Annotated in this window: 15 protein-coding genes; 10 read left to right on the top strand and 5 right to left on the bottom strand. The window is 74.1% G+C overall.

Annotated elements, in window-relative coordinates; all coding sequences use genetic code 11:
- Positions 1–539 precede the first annotated feature (539 nt).
- From ABT354_RS06805 to ABT354_RS06795, 3 genes are all read left to right on the top strand, one after another.
- Positions 540–1,982 carry a hypothetical protein gene (locus tag ABT354_RS06805; protein WP_351489941.1) on the top strand — a complete coding sequence of 481 codons (1,443 nt, stop codon included), beginning with the start codon at positions 540–542 and terminating at the stop codon, positions 1,980–1,982.
- A gap of 52 nt (positions 1,983–2,034) precedes the next feature.
- Positions 2,035–2,502, top strand: a complete 468-nt coding sequence (locus ABT354_RS06800; protein ID WP_351489939.1) for a DUF7144 family membrane protein — start codon at positions 2,035–2,037, stop codon at positions 2,500–2,502.
- A gap of 183 nt (positions 2,503–2,685) precedes the next feature.
- Positions 2,686–4,212 carry an alpha/beta hydrolase gene (locus ABT354_RS06795; RefSeq protein ID WP_351489936.1) on the top strand — a complete coding sequence of 509 codons (1,527 nt, stop codon included), beginning with the start codon at positions 2,686–2,688 and terminating at the stop codon, positions 4,210–4,212.
- 56 nt (positions 4,213–4,268) lie between these two features.
- Here the strand turns inward: ABT354_RS06795 and ABT354_RS06790 are convergent, their stop codons facing one another.
- Positions 4,269–5,153, bottom strand: coding sequence for an NAD(P)-dependent oxidoreductase (locus tag ABT354_RS06790; protein WP_351489933.1), 885 nt, complete (start codon positions 5,151–5,153; stop codon positions 4,269–4,271).
- Between the two features lie 606 nt (positions 5,154–5,759).
- Here ABT354_RS06790 and ABT354_RS06785 point away from each other — a divergent pair.
- Positions 5,760–6,974 (top strand): helix-turn-helix domain-containing protein, encoded by a 1,215-nt coding sequence (locus tag ABT354_RS06785; protein ID WP_351489931.1) that lies wholly within the window; start codon positions 5,760–5,762, stop codon positions 6,972–6,974.
- A gap of 208 nt (positions 6,975–7,182) precedes the next feature.
- Positions 7,183–7,659, top strand: coding sequence for a hypothetical protein (locus ABT354_RS06780; RefSeq protein ID WP_351489929.1), 477 nt, complete (start codon positions 7,183–7,185; stop codon positions 7,657–7,659).
- A gap of 12 nt (positions 7,660–7,671) precedes the next feature.
- Here ABT354_RS06780 and ABT354_RS06775 read toward each other — a convergent pair whose 3' ends face one another.
- Positions 7,672–8,676, bottom strand: a complete 1,005-nt coding sequence (locus ABT354_RS06775) for a LacI family DNA-binding transcriptional regulator (protein WP_351489926.1) — start codon at positions 8,674–8,676, stop codon at positions 7,672–7,674.
- A 316-nt stretch (positions 8,677–8,992) separates the two neighbouring features.
- Between ABT354_RS06775 and ABT354_RS06770 the strand changes: the two genes are divergently transcribed.
- Positions 8,993–10,918 carry an amidohydrolase gene (locus ABT354_RS06770; RefSeq protein WP_351489924.1) on the top strand — a complete coding sequence of 642 codons (1,926 nt, stop codon included), beginning with the start codon at positions 8,993–8,995 and terminating at the stop codon, positions 10,916–10,918.
- A gap of 49 nt (positions 10,919–10,967) precedes the next feature.
- Here ABT354_RS06770 and ABT354_RS06765 read toward each other — a convergent pair whose 3' ends face one another.
- Complete coding sequence (locus ABT354_RS06765) at positions 10,968–13,292, bottom strand: MMPL family transporter (RefSeq protein WP_351489922.1); 2,325 nt, start codon at positions 13,290–13,292, stop codon at positions 10,968–10,970.
- 753 nt (positions 13,293–14,045) lie between these two features.
- On the opposite strand from ABT354_RS06765, the gene ABT354_RS06760 reads away from it, so the two are divergent.
- Genes ABT354_RS06760 through ABT354_RS06745 form a run of 4 tightly spaced genes read left to right on the top strand, consistent with a single transcriptional unit; the run spans position 14,046 to position 18,569 of the window.
- The gene (locus ABT354_RS06760; protein WP_351490179.1) at positions 14,046–14,738 is read left to right on the top strand and encodes a class I SAM-dependent methyltransferase; all 693 of its coding nucleotides are present in this window, start codon (positions 14,046–14,048) and stop codon (positions 14,736–14,738) included.
- Positions 14,739–14,788: 50 nt separating this feature from the next.
- Complete coding sequence (locus tag ABT354_RS06755; protein ID WP_351489920.1) at positions 14,789–15,976, top strand: pyridoxal-phosphate dependent enzyme; 1,188 nt, start codon at positions 14,789–14,791, stop codon at positions 15,974–15,976.
- Positions 15,973–17,262, top strand: coding sequence for an ATP-grasp domain-containing protein (locus ABT354_RS06750; RefSeq protein ID WP_351489918.1), 1,290 nt, complete (start codon positions 15,973–15,975; stop codon positions 17,260–17,262). The genes ABT354_RS06755 and ABT354_RS06750 overlap by 4 nt, the downstream gene beginning before the upstream one ends.
- Positions 17,259–18,569: an MFS transporter gene (locus ABT354_RS06745; RefSeq protein WP_351489916.1), complete on the top strand. Its 1,311-nt coding sequence runs from the start codon at positions 17,259–17,261 to the stop codon at positions 18,567–18,569. Before ABT354_RS06750 ends, ABT354_RS06745 begins: the two co-directional genes overlap by 4 nt.
- Here the strand turns inward: ABT354_RS06745 and ABT354_RS06740 are convergent.
- Positions 18,545–19,165 carry a sigma-70 family RNA polymerase sigma factor gene (locus ABT354_RS06740; RefSeq protein ID WP_502983338.1) on the bottom strand — a complete coding sequence of 207 codons (621 nt, stop codon included), beginning with the start codon at positions 19,163–19,165 and terminating at the stop codon, positions 18,545–18,547. The genes ABT354_RS06745 and ABT354_RS06740 overlap by 25 nt on opposite strands.
- 129 nt (positions 19,166–19,294) lie before the next feature.
- Positions 19,295–20,023 carry a hypothetical protein gene (locus tag ABT354_RS06735; RefSeq protein ID WP_351489912.1) on the bottom strand — a complete coding sequence of 243 codons (729 nt, stop codon included), beginning with the start codon at positions 20,021–20,023 and terminating at the stop codon, positions 19,295–19,297.
- Positions 20,024–20,148 lie beyond the last annotated feature (125 nt).

Raw genomic sequence — 20,148 nt, 5'->3', positions numbered from 1 at the left:
CGCCGCGCTCCCGGCATGTTCCCGGGGTCTTCCCGGCGTGGACGCGGCCCTCGGCCCCCGTCGCCCGGGGCCGGTGCCCGGTGTCCGGCTCCGTGGACCGGTTCCGGGTGCGTGAGGGGTCGGCCTCGGGCGGCTGAGTGGGTCCGGCCCTCCGGGTCCTGTGCCTGCCGGTGCCGTCCGCGCCGGTCGGCTCCCGGCGGGTGCCCCGGCCCTTCGCCTCCGGCGCCCGGTGGCCGGTGGTGGGGGCACGGCCCACGTACCGGTTCCGGCCCTCCGGGTCCCGCCCGAGGGACTGCCCCGGTACGACCGGTCCCGGCGCGGTCCCCGGTCGCCGCTGTGCCGGGTCCGGCGTCCGGGCGGAGGGTTCCCGGTCCGGGGGACGGGTGTCCCGGGTGTCCCGGGGATCCCGGGGCGGTCGAAGAGGCCCGGGGGGTGGGCCGTTCGGGCGGGGGCCACTCGTTCGGGGTCGTGTGGGTCGCCGGGGCGGGTGGGGCCGCGTTCCCTGGACAGGGGGCCACGGGGGTACGGGAGGAAACGCGATGGCCTCGGACGCGGCGGACGGGAACGGCCCCGGCGATGGTCCGTACCCCCATCCCGGAGCACCCCGAGCACCCGGGGGGTCCGGAGCACCCGGGAGCCCCGGCGCACCTGGCGCACCCGGCGGCCCCGGTGGTCCCGGCGATGAGCTGGAGCTGCTCCGGGCGCGGGTCGCCGCGCTGGAGGCGCGGCCCGCGCGGCCGGCCCATCACCGGGTCCGGGCCTTCTTCTCCGCGCTGCTCATCGTCCTCGGCTGTGTCCTCGCCCCGCTCGGCGCCGTCGCCTCCTGGGCCGCCGAGGAGGTCGGCGACACCGACCGCTATGTCGCCACCGTCGCCCCCCTCGCCTCCGACCCCGATGTCCGCGCCGCCGCCGCGAACCGGATCACCGACGCGGTCATGGACCACATCGACGTCGCCTCCCTCCTGGAGGGCGTCGCCCCCGAGGACCGCCCCCGGCTCACCCAGGCGCTCGGCGCCCTCGGCGGCACCCTGGAGAGCGCGGTGCGCGGCTTCGTCCACGACAAGGCCCTGGACGTGGTCTCGTCCGACCGTTTCCGGACCTTCTGGACCAACGCCAACCGCGTCGCCCACGACGCCGTGGACAAGGCCCTCACCGGCAGCGGCGGCGGCGCGGTCAAGCTCACCGGGAACACCGTCGAGATCGATCTCGCCCCCGTCATCGACCAGGTCAAACAGCGGCTGGTCGCCGACGGTCTGACCGCCGCCGGGCGGATCCCGGAGGTCCACACCGATTTCACCGTGCTGCGGTCGGACGAGATCGGAAAGGTGAAGACCTGGTTCCGGCTGCTCCAGCTCGCCGGGGTCTGGCTCCCCGTCCTGGCGCTGGTCCTCGTCGTGGCGGGTGTCCTGCTCGCCGTACGCCGCCGCAGGGCCCTGGTGGCCGCCGCGCTCGGCGTCGCCTTCGCCCTGCTGGTGCTCGGCGGGGTCCTCTCCGCCTTCCGGGCCGTCTATCTCGACCGGCTGCCCGCCGGGATCTCCCAGCCCGCCGCCGCCTCCGTCTACGACGCGCTGGTCCGCTTTCTGCGGGACGCGGTACGGATGGTGATCGCCCTCGGGATCGTCGTCGCCCTGGCCGCCTGGCTCTCCGGCCCCGGCCGGCACGCCGTCCTGGTCCGCCGCCTCTGGCACACCGGGATCGGGGCGGTCCGCACCGCCGCCGGCCATGCGGGGCTGCGGACCGGCCCCGTCGGCCCCTGGCTGCGCCGCTATCGGCGCTGGGTGGTGTGGGCGCTGCTGGCCGTCGCCGTCCTGGTCTATCTGCTGTGGAGCCACCCGACCGCCTGGGTGGTCGTCGGCACCGCTCTGACCTTTGTCTTCGTCCTCGCGATCGTGGATTTCCTGGCGGCGGACCCGGCCGCCGAGGAAACCCCGGCCTCACCCGAACGGGCTAATCCGGATGGCGGGCGGCCGCCGCCGGGCTGAGGCTCGAATCCCCGTCCGCGCCGTGCGTACGGGGCCAAGGAAGGGAGGTCCCATGAGCCACGCATCACAGCCGTCGGCCGGGACTCCGCCCCCCAAGCACACCCCCGGCGCTCCCCCGCCCCGGGAACGGGACAGCGACTGGGCCGTGGGCGGCGTGATCTTCGCGGGAATCCTGCTGCTCTGCAACGGGGTGCTCGCGATCCTCCAGGGCATCGCCGCGATCGGTGAGGACAATGTGTACGGCCGGGTGGGCAACTATGTCTACCGGATCAACCTCACCGGCTGGGGCTGGATCCATCTGATCATCGGCATCTGCCTGGTGATCACGGGTTACGGGATCCTCAAGAACATGCCCTGGGCGCGGTACACGGGCATCTTCTTCGCGTCGATCAGCCTGATCGCGCAGTTCCTGTTCCTGCCGTATCTGCCGGTCTGGGCACTGATCATGATCGCCATCGATGTCTTCATCATCTGGGCGCTCGCGGTCTACCACCCGGACAACAACAGGGACTTGATCTAGAAGTCCCAGGGGTACACCCTTCCGATCGGCGAGGGGCCCGGTTTCCGGCGCGTCCGGGACCGGGCCTCCCGCACGCCCGCGCCCCGTACCCCGACCCCGAGGGGAAAACCCGGGTGCTGCCCCCACCTTTCTCCACCGGCTTCCCGGATGTGCGGGCACCCCGGCCCCCGGCAGGCTGGGGTCATGACCACAACCAAGATCACAGCGGTGGCGCTCGCCGCCTTACTCGCCGGTTTCGAGGGCTCGTTCGCCCGTGCGGACACCGGCCCGGCCGCGCCACCGGCGGCGGCCCGGGACCGTCCGGCACTCTCCTGGACACCCTGCGCCCACCCGGGCGGGCCGGCCGACCAGGAGTGCGCCGAGCTGGAGGTGCCGCTCGACTACACGGATCCGCACGGGGAGAAGGTCACCGTGGGGGTCTCCCGGCTGCGTGCCGAGGGCCCCGAGGCCCGCCGGGGCACCCTGCTGGTGCTCGCGGGCGGCCCCGGCGGCTCGGGGGTGCGGCGGCTGGCACAGAGGGGGGAGGCGCTGCGGCAGGAGACCCGGGGGATGTACGAGCTGGTCTCCCTGGACCCCCGGGGGGTCGGCCGCAGTTCCACGGTGGGCTGTGGGCTCGGCCCGGAGGATCTGCGGCTGATGTCGCTGCGGTACTGGCCCGCCCCCGGCGGGGGGATCGGCGAGAACGTGGAGCGCGCCCGCCGCCAGGCCGAGGCGTGTCAGCGCAACGGCGGCGCCCGGCTGCGCGGTCTCACCACGGCCAACGAGGTACGGGACATCGAACGGTTCCGCCGGGCCCTCGGTGCGGAGAAGCTCTCCGCCTGGGGCAACTCCTATGGCTCGTACGTGGGCGCGGTGTACGCGCAGAAGTACCCGCACCGCACCGACCGCTGGGTGCTGGACAGCAGCGGGGACCCCGATGCCGCCAAGGTCTCGCGGGTCTGGATGACCAACACGGCCCGCGCCGTCGAGGAGCGCTTCCCGGACTTCGCCGCCTGGGCGGCCGATCCGGCCCGTGCGGCGGAGGGGCTGCGGCTGGCCCAGCGGCCCGACCAGGTGCGCCCGCTCTTCCTGGCCCTCGCCGAACGGCTGGACCGCGAGCCCCGGGAGACGACCACCCCGGGTGTCCCGCTCGACGGCAACACCCTGCGGCAGGCCCTGCATTCGGCTCTCTACCACGACAGCGCCTTCCCCGGTCTCGCCCGGCTGATCCGGCAGGCCGGCGACCCCGGGGCGCGGCCGGTGCTGCCACCGGCCCTCGCGGAGCCGCTGCCCGACCATGACGCCGCCGTCACCCTGGGGGTGATCTGCAACGATGTCCGCTGGCCCGGCGATGTCGCCCGGTACGAACGGGCCGTCGCCGCCGACCGGGCCCGCTATCCGCTGACCGCCGGGATGCCCGCGAACATCTCCCCCTGCGCGTTCTGGAAGGACGCCCCGGTGGAGCCGCCCACCCGGATCACCTCGGCGGGACCCTCCAACATCCTGCTGGTCCAGAGCCTGCGGGACCCGGCGACACCGCATATCGGCGGGGTACGGATGCGGGAGGCGCTGGGACAGCGCGCCCGGCTGGTCTCCGTCGACCAGGGCGGTCACGGGGTCTACCTCAATCTGGGCAACGACTGCGCGGACCGGACCGTCACCCGCTTCCTGACCACGGGCGAGCGCCCCGCCCGCGACACCAGCTGCCCGGCGGACCCTTCCGGGAGCTGACGGCCGGACCCCGCTCGGGCGCCCGCGCCACCGGGTACGGGTGATCCGAGCGGGGCTCAGGCGCCCGTACCCGCCGGGCGCTTGAGCAGCTCCACCAGGCTGGAGAAGCTGTCCGCGCCGTGGCCCGCCGCCATGCCCCGCCGGAAGAGCGCCACCACCGCGTCGGGCAGCTCGGTGTCGACGCCCGCGTCGGCCATGGTGTGCCGGACGTGCTCCACGCTCGCGGTGCCCATGGCCAGCCGGTCCACCGCGCCGCCGTGCTCGCCCGCGTCGATCCGGCCCGCGTAGAAGGAGAGGAAGCCGGGCATCGCGTTCATGGTGTCCTCGGCGTGCGGAAGGACATCCGCCGCCGTGAGGCCATGGGCGTCGGCGAGGGCGAGGGCCTGCCAGAAGCTCAGCATCGAGGTCCAGAACATCATCATGCCGAGCTGGTACATCAGCGCCGCGAGCCCCGGGTCCTCGCCCCGGTAGTCGGTCCGCGTCAGCGTCTCCAGGGTCTCCCGGTGGCGTTCGAACACCTCGTACGGACCGCTGTAGAAGGTCGAGGAGCCGGGCTCGCCGATGCCGGTCGGGGGCACGGTGACCCCGCCCGCGATCAGGGTGCCGCCGTGCCGGGCGACCCAGGCGGCGCCCTCGCGGGTCCTCTCGGGGGTGTCCGAACTGAGGTTGACGACCACCCGCCCGGCGAGGGCGTCCGCGACGGGTTCCAGCAGCGCGTACATGGCGTCGTAGTCGGTCAGGCTCAGCACCACCAGCTCATGGGCGCCGAGCGCGGCACGGATGTCGTCGGCGCGGACCGCCCCCCGCTCGACCAGGGCGTCGGCCCGGGACGGGGTGCGGTTCCAGACGGTCAGCGGGTGGCCCTTCGCCAACAGGGCATGGCCCATGGCCTGTCCCATGGGGCCGAGACCGATGAGGGTGAGGGGCGCGGGGCGGGACATCGTGAACCTCCGGGCGGTGGGGCGTGGTTGAGGCCATCAGTACGGTAGAACGAGCGCTCTATTTAGAGCGTGGGGCCGACTGTAGCACGGGGCTAGAGCGGTCGTTCTAGCGTGCTGGAGGGAAAAGATATCCACAGCCTGTGGATGATGATGTGAGGCTGTACGGGACCGGGCCCCGGCCCCGGTGGCCCCCGAGCCGCCCGGACTCCCCGGACTCCCGGGCCTCCGGGTTCCGAGCCGCCGAACCTCCCGGCCGCCGGACCCGAATTTCCGGGCCGTCAGGCCTCCGGACCCCGAGCCTTCCAGAAACCCCCCGCCCCCGTGGGCATCACACGGCGGCGCGCCCCCGTACCGTCCCACCCGGAGGCGGTCGTGCCGCCGCATGTCCCCACCGGGCGGCGGCCGTTCCCCCGGAAGCCCTCAGGGATTCCCCACGGAATCCTTCATGGGGGTGAAGCGTGACGGCGTGTCCCCTTCCGCCAGTGGGCACACGCGTCAACAGGGCGGCAGATAGCGGGACTTGTCGGTCATGAGTGGTCCCGGGGCGGCCTACCATCGGTGGGGCAGACCCGAACTCCCCACCCGAGACGACCCGCCGAGGTGAACGTGAGCAACCTGTGGGCCAACCTGACCAACGGTGAGCGCATCAAACACCTCAGGGGTTCCGATCTGACACAACAGGGGCTCTCCGAGGCGTCCGGCCTGTCGTACGCGACCATCCAGAAGGCCGAACAGGATCGCGGCGAACTCTCCATCGGGTCCCTGCTCAAGCTCGCCGCCGCGCTCAATACCGATGTCGCCGTCCTCCTCGGCCAGCAGGCGCCCCGCCGGGGCATGGGCCAGAGCGACCGCGCCGCTCTGCGCCGGCTCTCCGACGCGGTCCATGAGAGCGCCCTCGGCGAGTGGGAGGGGATCGACGACCCCAGCGGCGCGGACGATCTGGCCCGCGCCCGCGATCTCGCCTGGGCCGCCTACTGGGCCAGCGACACCGCCCGGATGAGCGAGCTGGCGGCGAAGGTACTGCTGGAGGGGCAGGTGCGGTACGCGAGCAGCAGCGGCGCCGAACGCCGCCGGGTCGGACTGATCCTGGCGAGCACCTACCGGGTCGCGGCCTCCTGCGCCAATGGCTTCGGCCAGCGCGACCTGGCGCTCAGCGCGATCACCTCGGCGAAGCTGCTGGCCCGGGAGGCGGACGACCCCGTGATGGGGGCGCTCCTCGACTCCACCCTCTCCTGGGTCCATCTGCGGGGCGCCAAGCTCACCCGCGCGGTCGGTGTCGCCGAGCGGGCCGCGCTGGCCATCGAGCCGAGCTTCAGCCGCTCCTCCCGGCCCCGGCTGCTCGCCTACGGACGGCTGATGATCTCGGCGGCGGTGGCGGCGGCCCGCCGGGAGGACGGCAGCGCGGCCGACGACTACATCTCCCAGGCCCATGCGGCGGCGGCCCGCCTCGGCAGCGACGAGAAGCTGTACGGGACGACCTTCGGCCCCACCGCGGCGAAGACCGAGGCGGTCGGCATCCATGTGGCCCTGAAGAACTACGGGCGCGCGCTGAAGCTCGCCGGCCACCCCGACATGCGGACCCTCCCGACCGGCATGTCCAAGGTGGCGCGCAACCGCTACCGGCTGGACGTGGCCCTCGCCCAGGTCGGCGCCGGGCTCTACGACGCGGCCGAACGCACCCTCACCGAGGTGGCGCTGGACGCCCCGGAGTGGGTGCGGCACCAGGCCCTCCCCGGGGTCATCGCGGCCCGGCTGGCGAAGGTGTCGACGGCGCGGGTGCGGCATCTGAGCGAGCTGATCGGAGTGCCCCTGATCGCATGATCCCCGCCGGGTGCGTGACCCTCGCCGGGTGCGTGACCCTCGCCGTGCGCGGGAGCCCCGCCGGGCGCGGGGGTGCCCCGATCCCCCGGCGCGGAGGCGCCCTTGATCGCATGACTCCTACGGAGCGTAGGAGTCGGGGGTCCGTCATCCGGCCGGTGCCTACGCCCCATCACTTCACGGTCCGTCATGAAGTGGTCACGATGGGCATATGTCCCGTACTGAGAGAACCTCTGGGCCGTCGCCGACCGTACGCACGGACGGCGACCGCCGGCGCAGGCGGAACCTCGCGGACGCCGCCGCCGGTTGTGTGGCCGTCGGTGACGACGGACCCGGCCGCCCGGCCGCCCGGACCGAACGCTTCCGTGTGGTCGTCTATCTCTGCGGTGCCCCGGGCGCCGACCTCTCCGCGCCCCGGCGGGCCTGCGCCGACTACATCGACTCCCTGGGCTGGCATGTCGTCGCGGTCATCGAGGACCGCGACGGACTCGGCCCGCCGGACATCCGGCTGGGGCTGCGCCAGGCCCTCGTCCATGTCCGTGAGCAGCGCGCGGGGGCGGTGCTCACCCCCTGGCGGTCGATGATCTCCCCGCTGCCGCAGGAGTACAACGAGGTCGCCCGCCGGGTGGAGTCCTCGGGCGGCTTCCTCCAGGTCGTGGATGACGCCTACGGTCCCGCCCGCCCCTGAACACCGGCCCGCTCACCCCGGGGCCGGGCGGGAGCGGAGACCGGCCGAGGAGGCCCGTGGATGGAGCCGGGACGGGACGGTGAGCGGCGGACGCTCCCGTACCGGCCCACCGCACTCGATCGCGTCCACCAGCGCGTCGATCGCGAGGCCCGCCGTGCGCCGGGGGTCCAGGGAGACCGTGGAGACCGGCGGCACGGTGCTCCCGTACGCCGGGTCCTCACTGGCGCAGACGAGGAGCAGATCCCCGGGGACCCGGAGCCCGACCCGGGCCGCCGACGCCAGGGTGCGATGGCCGCAGGGGTCGTAGATCCCGAAGATCGCGTCCGGCCGGTCGGCGGCGGAGAGCGGCGCGTCGAAACAGTGCCCCTCCGGGTCGGCGTACCCGAGGCGCAGATGCCGCCGCGCACGGCCGTGCTCGTCGCACCACGCGTCGTACGCCGCCAGGCAGCTGCGGGTGTAGTGGTCGTCACCGGCGCCGCTCATCAGGGCGATCCTGGTGGCCCCCCGCGCCGCGAGATGGCCGAGGACGGTACGGGTGGTGGCGCGGTGGTCGTTGTCGACCCGGATGTCCCCGGGCCGGGGCGCCCCGGGCAGCCCGTCGAAGGCGAGCGGCACCCCCCGTTCCCGCAGCAGCGCGACGACGGGGTCGTCCGCCGGGCTGTCCATCAGCAGCACCCCCGCGAGCGGTACGGCCGCCCATACGGAGGCGGCGGGCGCCGACGGCAGCGCGGTGAGGGCATAGCCGCGCGCATGCGCCGCCGCCGTCGCCGCGCCGATGGCCTGCGCGAAGTACGGCACATCGGCGAAGTTCCACGGCTCGGTGCCATAGGTGGTGACGGCGAGCCCGAGGGTACGGGGGAAGGCGGCGCGTCCCCCGTACCCCAGCGCCTCGGCGGTGGCACGGACCCGCCGCCGGGTCGAGTCGCCCAGCCGTCCGGTGCCGTTGAGGGCGTGGGAGACGGTGGCGGTGGAGACCTCGGCGGCTCGGGCGACATGGGCGATGGTCACGCGGGGCACGGACTCAGCCTACGGAAGCCGTGGCCCGGGGCCGTGTGAAGGCCTGTCCGGACCGATGGGTGTACGGGGCCGGGCGCACGGGGTCTGGACAGCGCGGGCCCGGCCGCCGGAGCATGGCGCGTACCGGAGGCGATCGGGACCGGCCCCGGGGAGACGCGGCGGATCGGCGAACGGACGGACCGGGACCGGCGGGCCGGCGAACGGTCCGACCCCGGGCGCCCGGCTGCGGAATCCGTCGCCCCGGCACCCCCGTACACCGCTTTCCGTGGTCAAAAACCGCTGGTGGTTAAGGAATTAACCACACAGGATGCGGGACATGACCCCACCCGATGTCACCCGCCGGCGGATGCTGCTCACCGCCGGGACCGTGGGCGCCGCCGCCACGCTCGCCGGCGCCGCCGTCGCCGGGTCCCGGGACCGGCGCGACTCGGCCGCGCTGGTCGTGCACAACGCCCGGGTCCTCACCGGCGAGCGCCGCGCCCGCCCCCGGGACGCCATCGCCGTCGGCCGGGACGGCAGGGTGCTGGCGACCGGATCGTCGGCCGTGGTCCGCCGCCACGCGGGCCGGGACACCGAGGTGATCGACGCCGGTGGGGCCACCGTGATGAGCGGGATCGTGGACGCCCACGCCCACCCCCTCGGCGCGGCCGTCCGCTCCCTCAAACCGAGCCTGGAGCACGGCTCGTTCACCGTCGAGACCCTTCAACAGAGCCTGCGCGGCTTCCTGGACGAGACCTCCGGCGAGGAGCCCGACGGCTGGCTGGAGGTGGTCGACTGGAACCCCGTCGGACTGCTGCCCACCGGGACCACCGCCCACCACCGGCTGCTGGACGCCCTGCCCACCCGCCGCCCGGTCGCGCTGATCGGCGCGGACGGCCATGTCGCCTGGGTCAACCGGCGCGCGCTGGAACTGGCGGGGATCACCCGGGACACCCCCGACCCGGCGGGCGGCTCCATCGTCCGGGGACCCGGCGGGGAGCCCACCGGGGTCCTCAAGGACGACGCCCTGTATCTGGTCACCCGGCTGCTCCCGGGGCCCGGCGGGAAGGAGCTGCACGACGCCTGCGGCCGGACCTTCCGCCAGGCCGCCGCCCAGGGGATCACCGCCTTCCTCGACGCCGCCTGCACCGACTGGGAGGTGAAGACCTATGCCGACCTCGCCGGCTCGGACCGGCTGCCGCAGCGGATCTCCGCCGCGCTCCGGCTCGACCCCGACGAGGTGAAGGACGCCTCGAAGGCGCTGAGCTGGCTCCGGGAGGTGCGCGAGAAGTACGGCGACGTCCCCGGTCTCCGGCTGCACACCGCCAAGGTCTTCCTCGACGGGGTGATCGAGCACCCCGCGCAGAGCGCCGCCCTCCTCGAACCGTACCGGGACGCCGACGGCCGCCCCACGGAGAACCGGGGCGATCTCTTCGCCACCGCCACCGAGTTCGGACGGCTGGCGACCCTGCTCGACCGGCACGGCTTCCAGCTCCACGCCCATGCCGTCGGGGACCGCGCGGTACGGACCGCGCTCGACGGGTACGAGGCCGCCCGCCGCGCCAACGGCCCCGGCCCCGCCCGGCACGCCATCGCCCATCTCCAGCTGGTCCACCCCGACGACCTGCCGCGCTTCGGCCGGCTCGGGGTGGTCGCCTGTATGCAGCTCCAGTGGGCGATGCGGGACATCTGGACGATGGAATCCCTGCTCCCGTACATCGGCGAGAAGCGCCACCGCCGGCTCTACCCGGCCCGCGCGCTGGAGCGGAACGGGGCCGTCCTGGCCGGTGGTTCGGACTGGCCGGTGGACCCGCTCGGGGTCTGGAACCAGATCCGCACCGCCGTCGACCGTGAGGGCGCCGCCGCCCGCCAAGGCGCGCTCCATCCCGAGCTGGAGGGGCTGGTACGGGCCTCCGCGCTGCGGATGCACACCCTCGGCTCCGCCCATCTGCTGCGGCTGGACCGCCGTGCCGGGGCACTGCTCCCGGGCCGCGCCGCCGATCTGGTGGTCCTGGACCGGGATGTGCTGCGAATCCCGGTACGGGAGCTGAGCGACACGGCGGTCCGGCTGACCCTGGTGAACGGGAAGGCGGTGTACGACGCCGAGTCCGAGGAGGGCCGGCGCACCCGGTCGGAGATGGCCGTCTCCCCGCTGAGCGCGGCGCGTCCGGCGGCGTTCACCGGGGTGCACTCCGGCGACCGGCACCAGCGGTGCGGCTGTGCGACCCCGCCGGATACCCCCGCCACCACGGCCCGCGTCTGATCCCCTGCCCCGCCCCCCGGACCCCCCGGCCCCATGACTCCCGGGAGCCTCAGCTCTTCCCCGTTTCCCCCGCTGAGCTTCCGGGACCCCTCCCGCCGGTACCGCTTCCCGGTACCGGCGGGGGTCCCGGTGACGCCGGGGTGCCCGGACCCTCGTGCCCCTCCGCCTCCAGATGCGGAAGCACCCGGTCCAGCCACCCCGGCGTCCACCAGGCGCGCTTCCCCAGCAGGGTCATCACGGCGGGCACCAGCAGCAGCCGTACCACCGTCGCGTCGATCAGCACGCTCGCCGCGAGCCCCAGGCCCAGCATCTTCACCACGATGTCGTCGCTGAGGACAAAGGCCGCGAAGACGCTCACCATGATCAGCGCGGCACAGGTGATGACCCGGGCGGTGATCTCCAGCGCGTGTGCCACGCTCGCCTTCGGGTCGCCGGTGCGCCGCCAGGCCTCATGGATCCGGGAGAGCAGAAAGATCTCGTAGTCCATGCTCAGCCCGAAGACGATGGCGAACATCATCATCGGTACATAGCTCTCGATGGGGACCTTCCCCGACACCCCGAGCGCGGGCCCGCCCCAGCCCCACTGGAAGACGGCGACCACCACTCCGTACGAGGCGGCGATCGACAGCACATTGAGCACCGCCGCCTTCACCGCCACCAGCAGTCCCCGGAAGACCACCAGGATCACCAGGAAGGCGAGCCCCACCACCACCGCGATGATCACCGGGAGCCGGTGGGAGACGATGTCCAGGAAGTCGACCTGGGCGGCGGTCGACCCGGTGACATAGGTCTGTGCCCCGGTGCCGGAGGCCGCGTCGGGCAGGGTGTCGTCGGAGAGCCGGTTGACGAGTTCGGTGGTCCGCTCGTCCTGCGGGGCGGCGGCGGAGTAGACGGTGGCCACCAGGACCTCGCCGTCGGGCGTCGGGGTCAGCGGGGTCACGGCGGCCACATCGTGCGCCGAGGCCAGCGCCGACCCGGTCCGCTGGGCGAGGGCGGCCCGCTCGGAGGCGGGGACGGCGGACTGGTCGACCACGATCGTCAACGGTCCGTTGGACCCCGGCCCGAACGCCTCGGCCATGGTGTCGTAGGCCCGCCGGTCGGTGAAGGACTTCGGGTCGGCCCCGTCCCCGATATGCCCGAGCTGGATGAAGAAGACCGGGAACGACAGCACCGCGAGGACCAGCACCCCCGCGCCCAGATACCACCAGGGCCGGCGCTCCACCCGTTGCGCGTACCGGTGCCAGCCGCCGTGCGAGCCTGCTCCGTCGGGCGCGCTGTCCGCCTCGGCGATCGGTTTCCGTACCCGCAGCCGGTCGATATGGCGTCCGATGAGCCCCAGCATCGCCGGGACCAGGGTGATGGCCCCCACCACGGCCGTGATCACGGTGACGGCGGCGGCCAGCCCGAGGAGCCCGATGAAGGAGATCCCGGAGACCCAGAGCCCCGAGAGCGCGATGATCACCGTACAGCCGGAGAGCAGGACGGCATGGCCGCTGGTCGCGGTGGCCTTCCCGGCGGCGGTGGCCGGGGAGTCGCCGTTCATCAGGTTCTGCCGGTGCCGGGTGACCAGGAAGAGGGCGTAGTCGATGCCGACGCCCAGGCCGATCATCGTGGCCAGGGTCGGGGAGACGGTGGCGAAGGTGAAGGCCGAGGCCAGCAGCCCGAGCAGGGCAAGGCCGCAGATCACGCAGATCAACGCGGTGACCAGGGGGAGCAGGGCGGCCAGCACACTGCCGAAGCCGATCAGCAGCACCACGATCGCCACCGCGAAGCCGATGATCTCGCTGAGCCGGTCGTTCGCCTCCGGGCGGGCGAGTTCGCCGAGCCCGCCGCCGTAGTCGACGGTGACGCCCGCCTCCCGCAGCGGCGCCACCGACGAGTCCACCCCGTGCAGATACTCCTCGCCGAGGGTGGAGGGCTGTGCCGAGAAGCGGACGGTGATGTACGCGGTCCGCCCGTCGGCGGAGAGTGGGCCCGTACTCGGCGACGAGGGGACGGTGAGCGGATTCTGGACGGAGAGCACCTCCGGCAGTTTCGCCAGGTCCTCGACGGCGGAGGCGATCTGCGGGCCCGCGTCCGTGAGCGGTCGGCCGTCGTCGTGGAGGACCACCTGGGCGCTGTAGCCGCCCGCCTCGGGCTGATGCTCCTGGAGGACGTCGAGGCCGTTCTGCGAGGGGGTGCCGGGGAGGGCGAAGTCGTCGGAGTAGCTCCCGCCGTAGGAGTGGTGGAGCACCTGGAGTCCGGCGAGGGCGGCCGCCCACAGCATGAGCACCACCACGGCGTGCCGGGCGCACCACTCGCCCGTGCGGCGCAGCACACCGGGGCGCGGGGCGGCGGGCGGCGGGGCCGTGGGGGCCCGTGGCGGCGTCGGCATCCGTCCTCCCGTCCTCCCGTGCTCGTACCCCCGGGTCCGGCTCGTCCGGCTTCCCGGCCGTGGCCCGGCGGTGTCCGTTGGTGCCCTTCCGCTGGTGTCCGCTCGTGTTCCGCCGGTGTTCCGCTGGTGTCCCGCTCATTCAAGGCGCGCCGGGGGCCGGGGGCACGCCGGACCGGGGGAACGGGTGACGGGCCTCCGGTTCCGTTACGGGTCTCCGGTACGGGATTCCGGTACGGGTACGGGTGTACGGGTACGGGTGTACGGGCGCGGCCGCCGGTCCCCGGAGGTCTGCGGGTGCGGCTGCCGGGGCCGGGTGCTACGAGGGTGTGACACCGCACGACCGTGGGAGTGATGACGGCGCCGGGCCCGCCCCTTCCCCCCTTCCCCCGGGCACGGGTGAGCCATGAGACGTGCCCCCGCCCGGCCCGGCGCCCCCGCCGTCGCGACCCCGGCCCGCCCGAGGTGCCGCGCCCCGGCGTGCGCCCCGACCGCTCCCCGCTCCCGTTCCGCTTCCATACGCCGGAAGTCCTCGCCGACGACCGGGAACTCCGGACGGGACTCCCCCGACTACTGGGAGGAGACAACGATTCCGGAACCAAGGAGGTCGGTGCGGTGAGCGGGGAAACGGCTGACACAGCCGACAGGACCGATCAGGTCCACGGCGCCCCCGGCGGGGCGAACGGCGGTACGGGCCGGGCGGAGGACCCCGCCTGGTACGCCGACGACGGCCTCTGGGTGGACTTCGCCCCCGCCATGTTCTCCGGCGCCCGCGCCGAATCCGTCGCCGAACTCGTCGCCACCGCCCGGCTGCTGGACTTCGCGCCCGGCTCCCGGGTCCTCGACCTCTGCTGCGGCCCCGGGCTCTTCGTGGTCCCGCTGGCCCTGCGCGGCCACCGGGTGACCGGGGTCGACCTCTCCCCGGCGATGCTCCACCGGGCCCGCTCCGCCTGCGCCGGGGCCGGTGCCGAGGCGGAGCTGATCCGCGCCGACATGCTCGACTACACCGACCCCGGCGCCTTCGACGTCATCCTCAATGTCTTCACCTCCTTCGGCTACTTCGCCGACCCCGCCGACAATCTGCGGGTGCTGCGCAACGCCCGCCGCAGCCTCGCCCCCGGCGGCCGGCTGATCGTCGATGTGATGGGCAAGGAGGTGCTGGCGGGGTGGATCGGCCGCCCCCAGGCCGTCGATCTGCCCGACGGCTCCTATGTCGTCCAGCGGGACACCGTCCTCGACAGCTGGCGCAGGCTCCGTACCGACTGGACGCTGGTACGCGGCGACACCGCCCGTACCGCCTCCATCCACTCCTTCCTCTACAGCGCCGCCGAACTCCACGACCTGTTCGTGACGGCGGGCTTCACCGAGGTGGAGTGCTTCGGCGACTTCGACGGCGGGCCCTACGACCAGCACTCCCGCCGGCTCGTCGTGCAGGGCCGCGCGGGGTGAGCGACCGCGCCGCAGTGAACCGTCCCCGACCGGAGGAGAACCGTCCGTCCATGGCCGCCGACCGGACCAGCCAGCTCACCGCCCCCGCCGTACCCACGGCCCCCACAGCCCCCGTCCCTGCTGTCCCCACTGTCCCTTCCATCCCCGCCGTCCCCGTCCATGAGCACATCACCGACGCGCTCAAGGCCCCCGCCTTCGTCCGGCTCTCCGGATCGGTCGTCCTCGCCCGGTTCGAGACGATGAAGGTGTACGCGGCCCTCGGCGCCGTCCGCACCCTGCTGGAGAGCGGGCGGATCGTCCCCGGCCAGACCCTGGTGGACAGCTCCAGCGGCATCTACGCCCTCGCCCTCGCCATGGCCTGCCACCGCTACGGCCTCAACTGCCATATCGTCGCCTCCACCACCGTCGACGCCACCATGCGCGCCCAGCTCGAAGTACTCGGCGCGACCGTCGACCAGATGCCGCCCTCGCAGAGCCTGCTCCTGGACCAGGAGCGCCGGGTACGGCGGGTACGGGAGCTGCTGCGACGGCGCCCCGACTGCCACTGGATGCGCCAGTACCACGACGGCGTCCACTACGCGGGGTACCGCGAGTTCGCCGCCCTCGCCCTGGCCGCGCTGCCCGCCGGGCCGCTGACCGTCGTCGGCGCGGTCGGCACCGGCTCCTCCACCGGCGGGCTCACCCAGGCGCTGCGCGCGGCCGGGCGCCGGGTCCGGCTGGTCGGGGTGCAGCCCTTCGGCAGTGTCACCTTCGGCAGCGAGCAGTTCAGCGACCCCGAGGCGATCATCGCCGGGATCGGCAGCTCCATCCCGTTCGGGAATGTCCACCACGAGCTGTACGACACCCTGCACTGGCTGGACTTCCGGCACGCCATGGCGGGGACGGTGGAACTCCTGCGCCGCCATGCCGTCTTCGCCGGGCTCTCCACCGGGGCCGCCCATCTCGTCGCCCGCTGGGAGGCCGACCGGGACACCGGCGGGTCCGGCGGCCCCACCACCCATCTGGTGCTGGGCGCGGACACCGGACACCGTTATACGGAACGGGTGTTCGCCCGCCATGGGGAGGCCCAGGACCCGCGCGGTCTGCGGCCGACCAGGATCGAGAGGCTGGAGGATCTGATGCCGCCGTGGTCGGTGCTGGAGTGGGCGGGCCGTGCGGCCCCGCCGGGTGCGCGGCTCGACCAGGTCCCGGCGCCGGACGCCGGGGGCGTCACCGTGCACGCGGGGAGCGCCGGATGACCATCGCATCCCTGGAGTCCCTCTCCTTCGGCCTGGCCAGAACCGCGAGGGCGGCGACGGCGGCGGGCCATCGGCTCGCGCTGCTCACCGGCGACCGGAGCGTCTACCGCCATGAGCTGGCCACCATGGAACCCGGTCTGCTCGATGTGATCGATGTCGACACCACCGACACCTCGGCGGTCCGCCGGGTCCTGGGCGGGCTGCGCGGCCTCGCCGGGATCGTCAACACCACCGACACCTGGTCCACACCGGCCGCCACCCTGGCGGCGGAGTACGCCCTGCCCGGCCCCGACCCGGACGCCGTACGGCGGCTGCGGGACAAGGCGCGGGTGCGCGAGGCCCTGCACCGGAACGGCGTCAGCACCCGTACGGCCGTCGTCGTGGACCCCGCCCGGCCCGAGGAGTCCGCCGGGCGGATCCTGGCCGGGGTCGGGCTCCCCTGTGTCCTCAAGGACGCCTCCGGGACCTCATCCCGGGGGGTGTGGATCGTCCGGGACGAGAGGGCGCTGCGGGCCGCCCTGCTGGAGGCGGCCGGGACCCCGCTCAAGGGGCGGCTCTTCGCCGAACCCTTCCTCGCCGGGCCGCTGTACAGCGCGGAGACCCTGAGCTGGCAGGGGGAGACCCGACTCCTGGGCATCGCGGGGCGGCTCACCTCCCGTACCCCCGCCGTCCGGGAGGAGGGAGCCGCCTTCCCGGTGGCCTTCCCCGAGGCCGACCGGGAGACCGTCGCCCACTGGGTCGCCCGGGTGCTCGCCGCCGCCGGACACGACCAGGGCTTCGCCCATGTCGAGTTCGTCCTCACCGCCCGGGGCCCCGAACTCGTGGAGATCAACCGCCGGATCGGCGGCGCGCTGATCGGTGAGGCGCTCTGCCGGTCGCTGGGGACCGATGTGTACGAGGCGCTGATCGACATCACCCTCGGCCGCCGGCCCGCCCTGCTGGACGCCCGCCTCGACCACCGGGGCCCGGCCGTCGCCTTCGTCCTGGTCTATCCGGAGCTGCCGGGGACCCTGCTGGGCTGGAGCGGCCTGGAGGGGCTGGACGCCTACCCCGGCGGGGTGGAGTGGTACCCGGTCCGGGCGCCCGGTGACGCCCTGCCCGACATCGGGGACCAGCGCGGCTGTACGGGGATGGTGCTGGCCGAGGCGGCCACCGCCGAGCTGGCCCAGCACCGGGCCTGGGCCGCCGCCACCTCCGTCCGCGCGCTCATCCACGGCCCCGGACACCCCCTGCCGGACCAGCCGGTGGCGGGGCGGGTCGTGACGGAAGCGGCCGGCGGGAGGTGACCCGTTTCGGGGCCCACCGGAACCTGCTGCTGGCCGCCTCCTTCCTGATCACCCTGGGCAGCTTCGCCGTCCTGCCCTATATGTCGGTCCTGCTCCATCAGCGCTGGGGGCTGGGGCTCGGGACGGTCGGGGTGGTGCTCGCTGTGGCCTCGCTGATCCAGTTCAGCGGGGGTGTGGTGGGTGCGGCGCTGGCCGCCCGGGTGGGGCTGCGGGCCACCATGCTGCTCGCGCTGACGGTCCGGACGGTGGGCTTTGGCGCGCTGGTACCGGCCGAGGCGGCCGATCGGCCGGTGCTCGCGGTGGTGGCGCTGCTGCTGATCTCGGTGGGCGCGGCGCTCTATCTCCCCGCCAACAAGGCGTATCTGGTCGCGGGGAGGGCGGCGGCGGAGCGGCCCCGGCTGCTCGCGGCGAGCGGGTCGGCGTTCCATCTGGGGATGGCCCTGGGGCCGCCCGCCGCCGCGCCGCTGGTGCTGACCTCCTCGGCGGTGCTGTTCACCGGGGTGACGGTGGTGTTCGCGCTGGTGGCAGCGGCCCATCTGCTGCTGCCGGAGGTGGCCGACGAACCGTCACCGGAGGCCGGTGCGAAGGATTCCGCCCGCCCGGCGTCCGGTTCGCCGACGTCCGGTTCGCCGGATTCCGGTCCGGCGGGGTCCGGTCCGTCGGGGTCCGATGGGGAGACGGAGACGGTACGGGCGCTGCTGCCCCCGTTCGCGTACACCCTGCTCTCCGTCTATGTCTTCATGTACTTCCAGCACTATCTGGCGCTGTACGCCGTCCCCCGCACCTCGGCCGCCTTCTACGGGCTGCTGCTCATGGGGTACGCCCTGCTGCTGGTCGCCGCCCAGCCGCTGGGTGCGGAGAGGATCGCGCGGATGGGCTACCCCCGGGCGCTGTGGACCGGCTTCGGGGCGATGGCGCTGGGCATGGGGGCCCTGGCTACGGGCGGACCGGTCGGGATCGCGCTGGGCGCGGTGGCGCTCTGCTGGGCCGAGACCGTGCTCTTCCTCCGCAACGACCTGGAGGCGCTGGCCCGGAGCCGGGGCCCGGCCGCGGCCGTCTTCGGACGGCAGCGGCTCGCGGCCGGGCTCGGGGCATCGGCGGCGGCGCTCTTCGGCGGCCCCCTCTACGGGGCCGCCGAACGGGCCGGTGGCGCGGCCTGGTTCTGGCTCGCGGCCGGTGCGCAGAGCGTGGTGCTGCCGCTGGCGCTCTGGGGCGCCCTGGCCGGGCGGCGGCGGTGGGGCCGGAGCGGCGCCCGGCCCCGTACCGCCCCCGCCCGGGAGGATCAGGCGGCCACGAGCCGGGGCTGATCCCCGCTCCAGGCCTCCGCCAGATCACGGCGGGCGCGGGCGACCCGCGACCGTATGGTGCCGACCGGGCAGTCCAGCAGCCGGGCGGCCTCCGCGTAGGAGAGCCCCAGCAGACAGGTGAGGACGAAGGCCCGGCGGCGCCCCGCCTCCAGCGTGGCGAGGGCGTCGTCGAAGGCCACCGACTCCTCGAAGCCCGGCAGATGGCGGGGCTGGGCCCGGTCGGCGGCGTCCAGCCAGTCGGCGGTGTCGGCGATCCGGGGCCGGGCCGCCGCCCGCCGGTACCGGTCGACCACCACCCGGCGGGCGATGGCCAGCAGCCAGGAGCGGGCACAGGAGCGGCCCGCGAACCGGCCGATCCCGGCGAGCGCCCGCAGGAAGACCTCCTGGGCCAGATCCTCCGCGCCTCTGCTGTCGGCGGTCAGATGGGCGACAAAGCGGCGGACGTCGTCATAGGTGGCCTGGACGAACCGTTCCGCCGCCCGCCGGTCGCCGCGACCGGCGGCCAGCGCCCAGTCGGTGATCTCGGCGTCCCGGTCGGACACGGCGGCCACGACAGGGGCAGGGGTTGTCGTGGGAACAGCAGTGGAACAAAGCATGAGAAAACGCCCTTCACGTCCGGGCGTACCCGCCGGAGGTCCCCACGGCAGGGATACGCGCGCAAGGTCGGATAAGGAGGTCGGATGAGAGGTCGGAGAAGGACCGGAAAAGGGGGGGAGGTGTCCCGATCAGGACGGAAGAAGCCGCGGCGGCCCGCGCCGGGAGAGGGTGCGCAGCGGCACCAGCGCGGCGGGTGGCCGGGCGGGTGCCGGGGAGGCCCCGGGGCGGGGCGGCGCGACCGGGGGCGCGTAGGCGCCGCTGAGCACCGCCTCGACGAGCGCGGTACGGAGCAGCGCGGTCCGTACCCGGTGCAGCGGTCCGTCCGCGAAGAGGGCGAGGGCGCGGCCCAGTTGGGCCAGGGCGCGCTCGCCGCGCCAGAGCCACCAGCCGCAGACCGCTCCGGTGACGAGGTGGGCTCCGGCCATGCCGGAGGTGAGCGAGGCGGCCAGTGCCTCGGCGGAGAGCGCCTCGGCGGAGAACAGCTCGGTGAAGAGCGGTCCGGTGAAGAGCGGTTCGGTGGAGAGCGGGGAGCCCGCTCCGCCCGGCACCACCTCATGGCCGGGCGGATGTCCGCCCGCCGGGTGGCCGGTGGTCGCCGTGGAGGCGTGTCCCACCAGGCCGAAGAGGACATGGAGCGCCAGCTGTTGGGCCGCGCTCGCGCCGATGACCACCAGGGCGGAACGTTCCCTCCGGGTCAGCCGCCAGGAGGCGCCGAGCACGGGCGGGAGAGCGAGCAGAAAGGCTCGTAACGGTGGTGTGTCCCCGGAGGCCAGCGCGTGACCGAGTCCGGACACCACGACGCACACAGCGGCGAGTACCGCGGTGTGGGCCAGGCGGAGCGCGGATCCGGCTGCCATGGTGGTCATGGTGCCAGGGGGGCCTGGGGGTCAGGGAAGACCCGCCGGTGACGACAGTCCGGACAAGTGACGTGTTAATCGGACAGGTGTACGGGGTGACGCACGTCACGTCCGGTCATCGGGGG

It is taken from the genome of Streptomyces sp. NPDC000594, from assembly GCF_040299965.1.
GTDB lineage: Bacteria > Actinomycetota > Actinomycetes > Streptomycetales > Streptomycetaceae > Streptomyces.
Note: the sequence above shows the minus strand (reverse complement) of the source record. Positions and strands in the feature narration are given on the sequence as shown.

What these genes read in the sequence shown, in the direction of transcription:
- ABT354_RS06805 (WP_351489941.1), top strand. Translation starts at nt 540, where the DNA reads ATGGCCTCGGACGCGGCGGACGGGAACGGCCCCGGCGATGGTCCGTAC.
- ABT354_RS06800 (WP_351489939.1), top strand. Translation starts at nt 2,035, where the DNA reads ATGAGCCACGCATCACAGCCGTCGGCCGGGACTCCGCCCCCCAAGCAC.
- ABT354_RS06795 (WP_351489936.1), top strand. Translation starts at nt 2,686, where the DNA reads ATGACCACAACCAAGATCACAGCGGTGGCGCTCGCCGCCTTACTCGCC.
- ABT354_RS06790 (WP_351489933.1), bottom strand. Translation starts at nt 5,153, where the DNA reads ATGTCCCGCCCCGCGCCCCTCACCCTCATCGGTCTCGGCCCCATGGGA.
- ABT354_RS06780 (WP_351489929.1), top strand. Translation starts at nt 7,183, where the DNA reads ATGTCCCGTACTGAGAGAACCTCTGGGCCGTCGCCGACCGTACGCACG.
- ABT354_RS06770 (WP_351489924.1), top strand. Translation starts at nt 8,993, where the DNA reads ATGACCCCACCCGATGTCACCCGCCGGCGGATGCTGCTCACCGCCGGG.
- ABT354_RS06765 (WP_351489922.1), bottom strand. Translation starts at nt 13,292, where the DNA reads ATGCCGACGCCGCCACGGGCCCCCACGGCCCCGCCGCCCGCCGCCCCG.
- ABT354_RS06760 (WP_351490179.1), top strand. Translation starts at nt 14,046, where the DNA reads ATGTTCTCCGGCGCCCGCGCCGAATCCGTCGCCGAACTCGTCGCCACC.
- ABT354_RS06755 (WP_351489920.1), top strand. Translation starts at nt 14,789, where the DNA reads ATGGCCGCCGACCGGACCAGCCAGCTCACCGCCCCCGCCGTACCCACG.
- ABT354_RS06750 (WP_351489918.1), top strand. Translation starts at nt 15,973, where the DNA reads ATGACCATCGCATCCCTGGAGTCCCTCTCCTTCGGCCTGGCCAGAACC.
- ABT354_RS06740 (WP_502983338.1), bottom strand. Translation starts at nt 19,165, where the DNA reads ATGCTTTGTTCCACTGCTGTTCCCACGACAACCCCTGCCCCTGTCGTG.
- ABT354_RS06735 (WP_351489912.1), bottom strand. Translation starts at nt 20,023, where the DNA reads ATGGCAGCCGGATCCGCGCTCCGCCTGGCCCACACCGCGGTACTCGCC.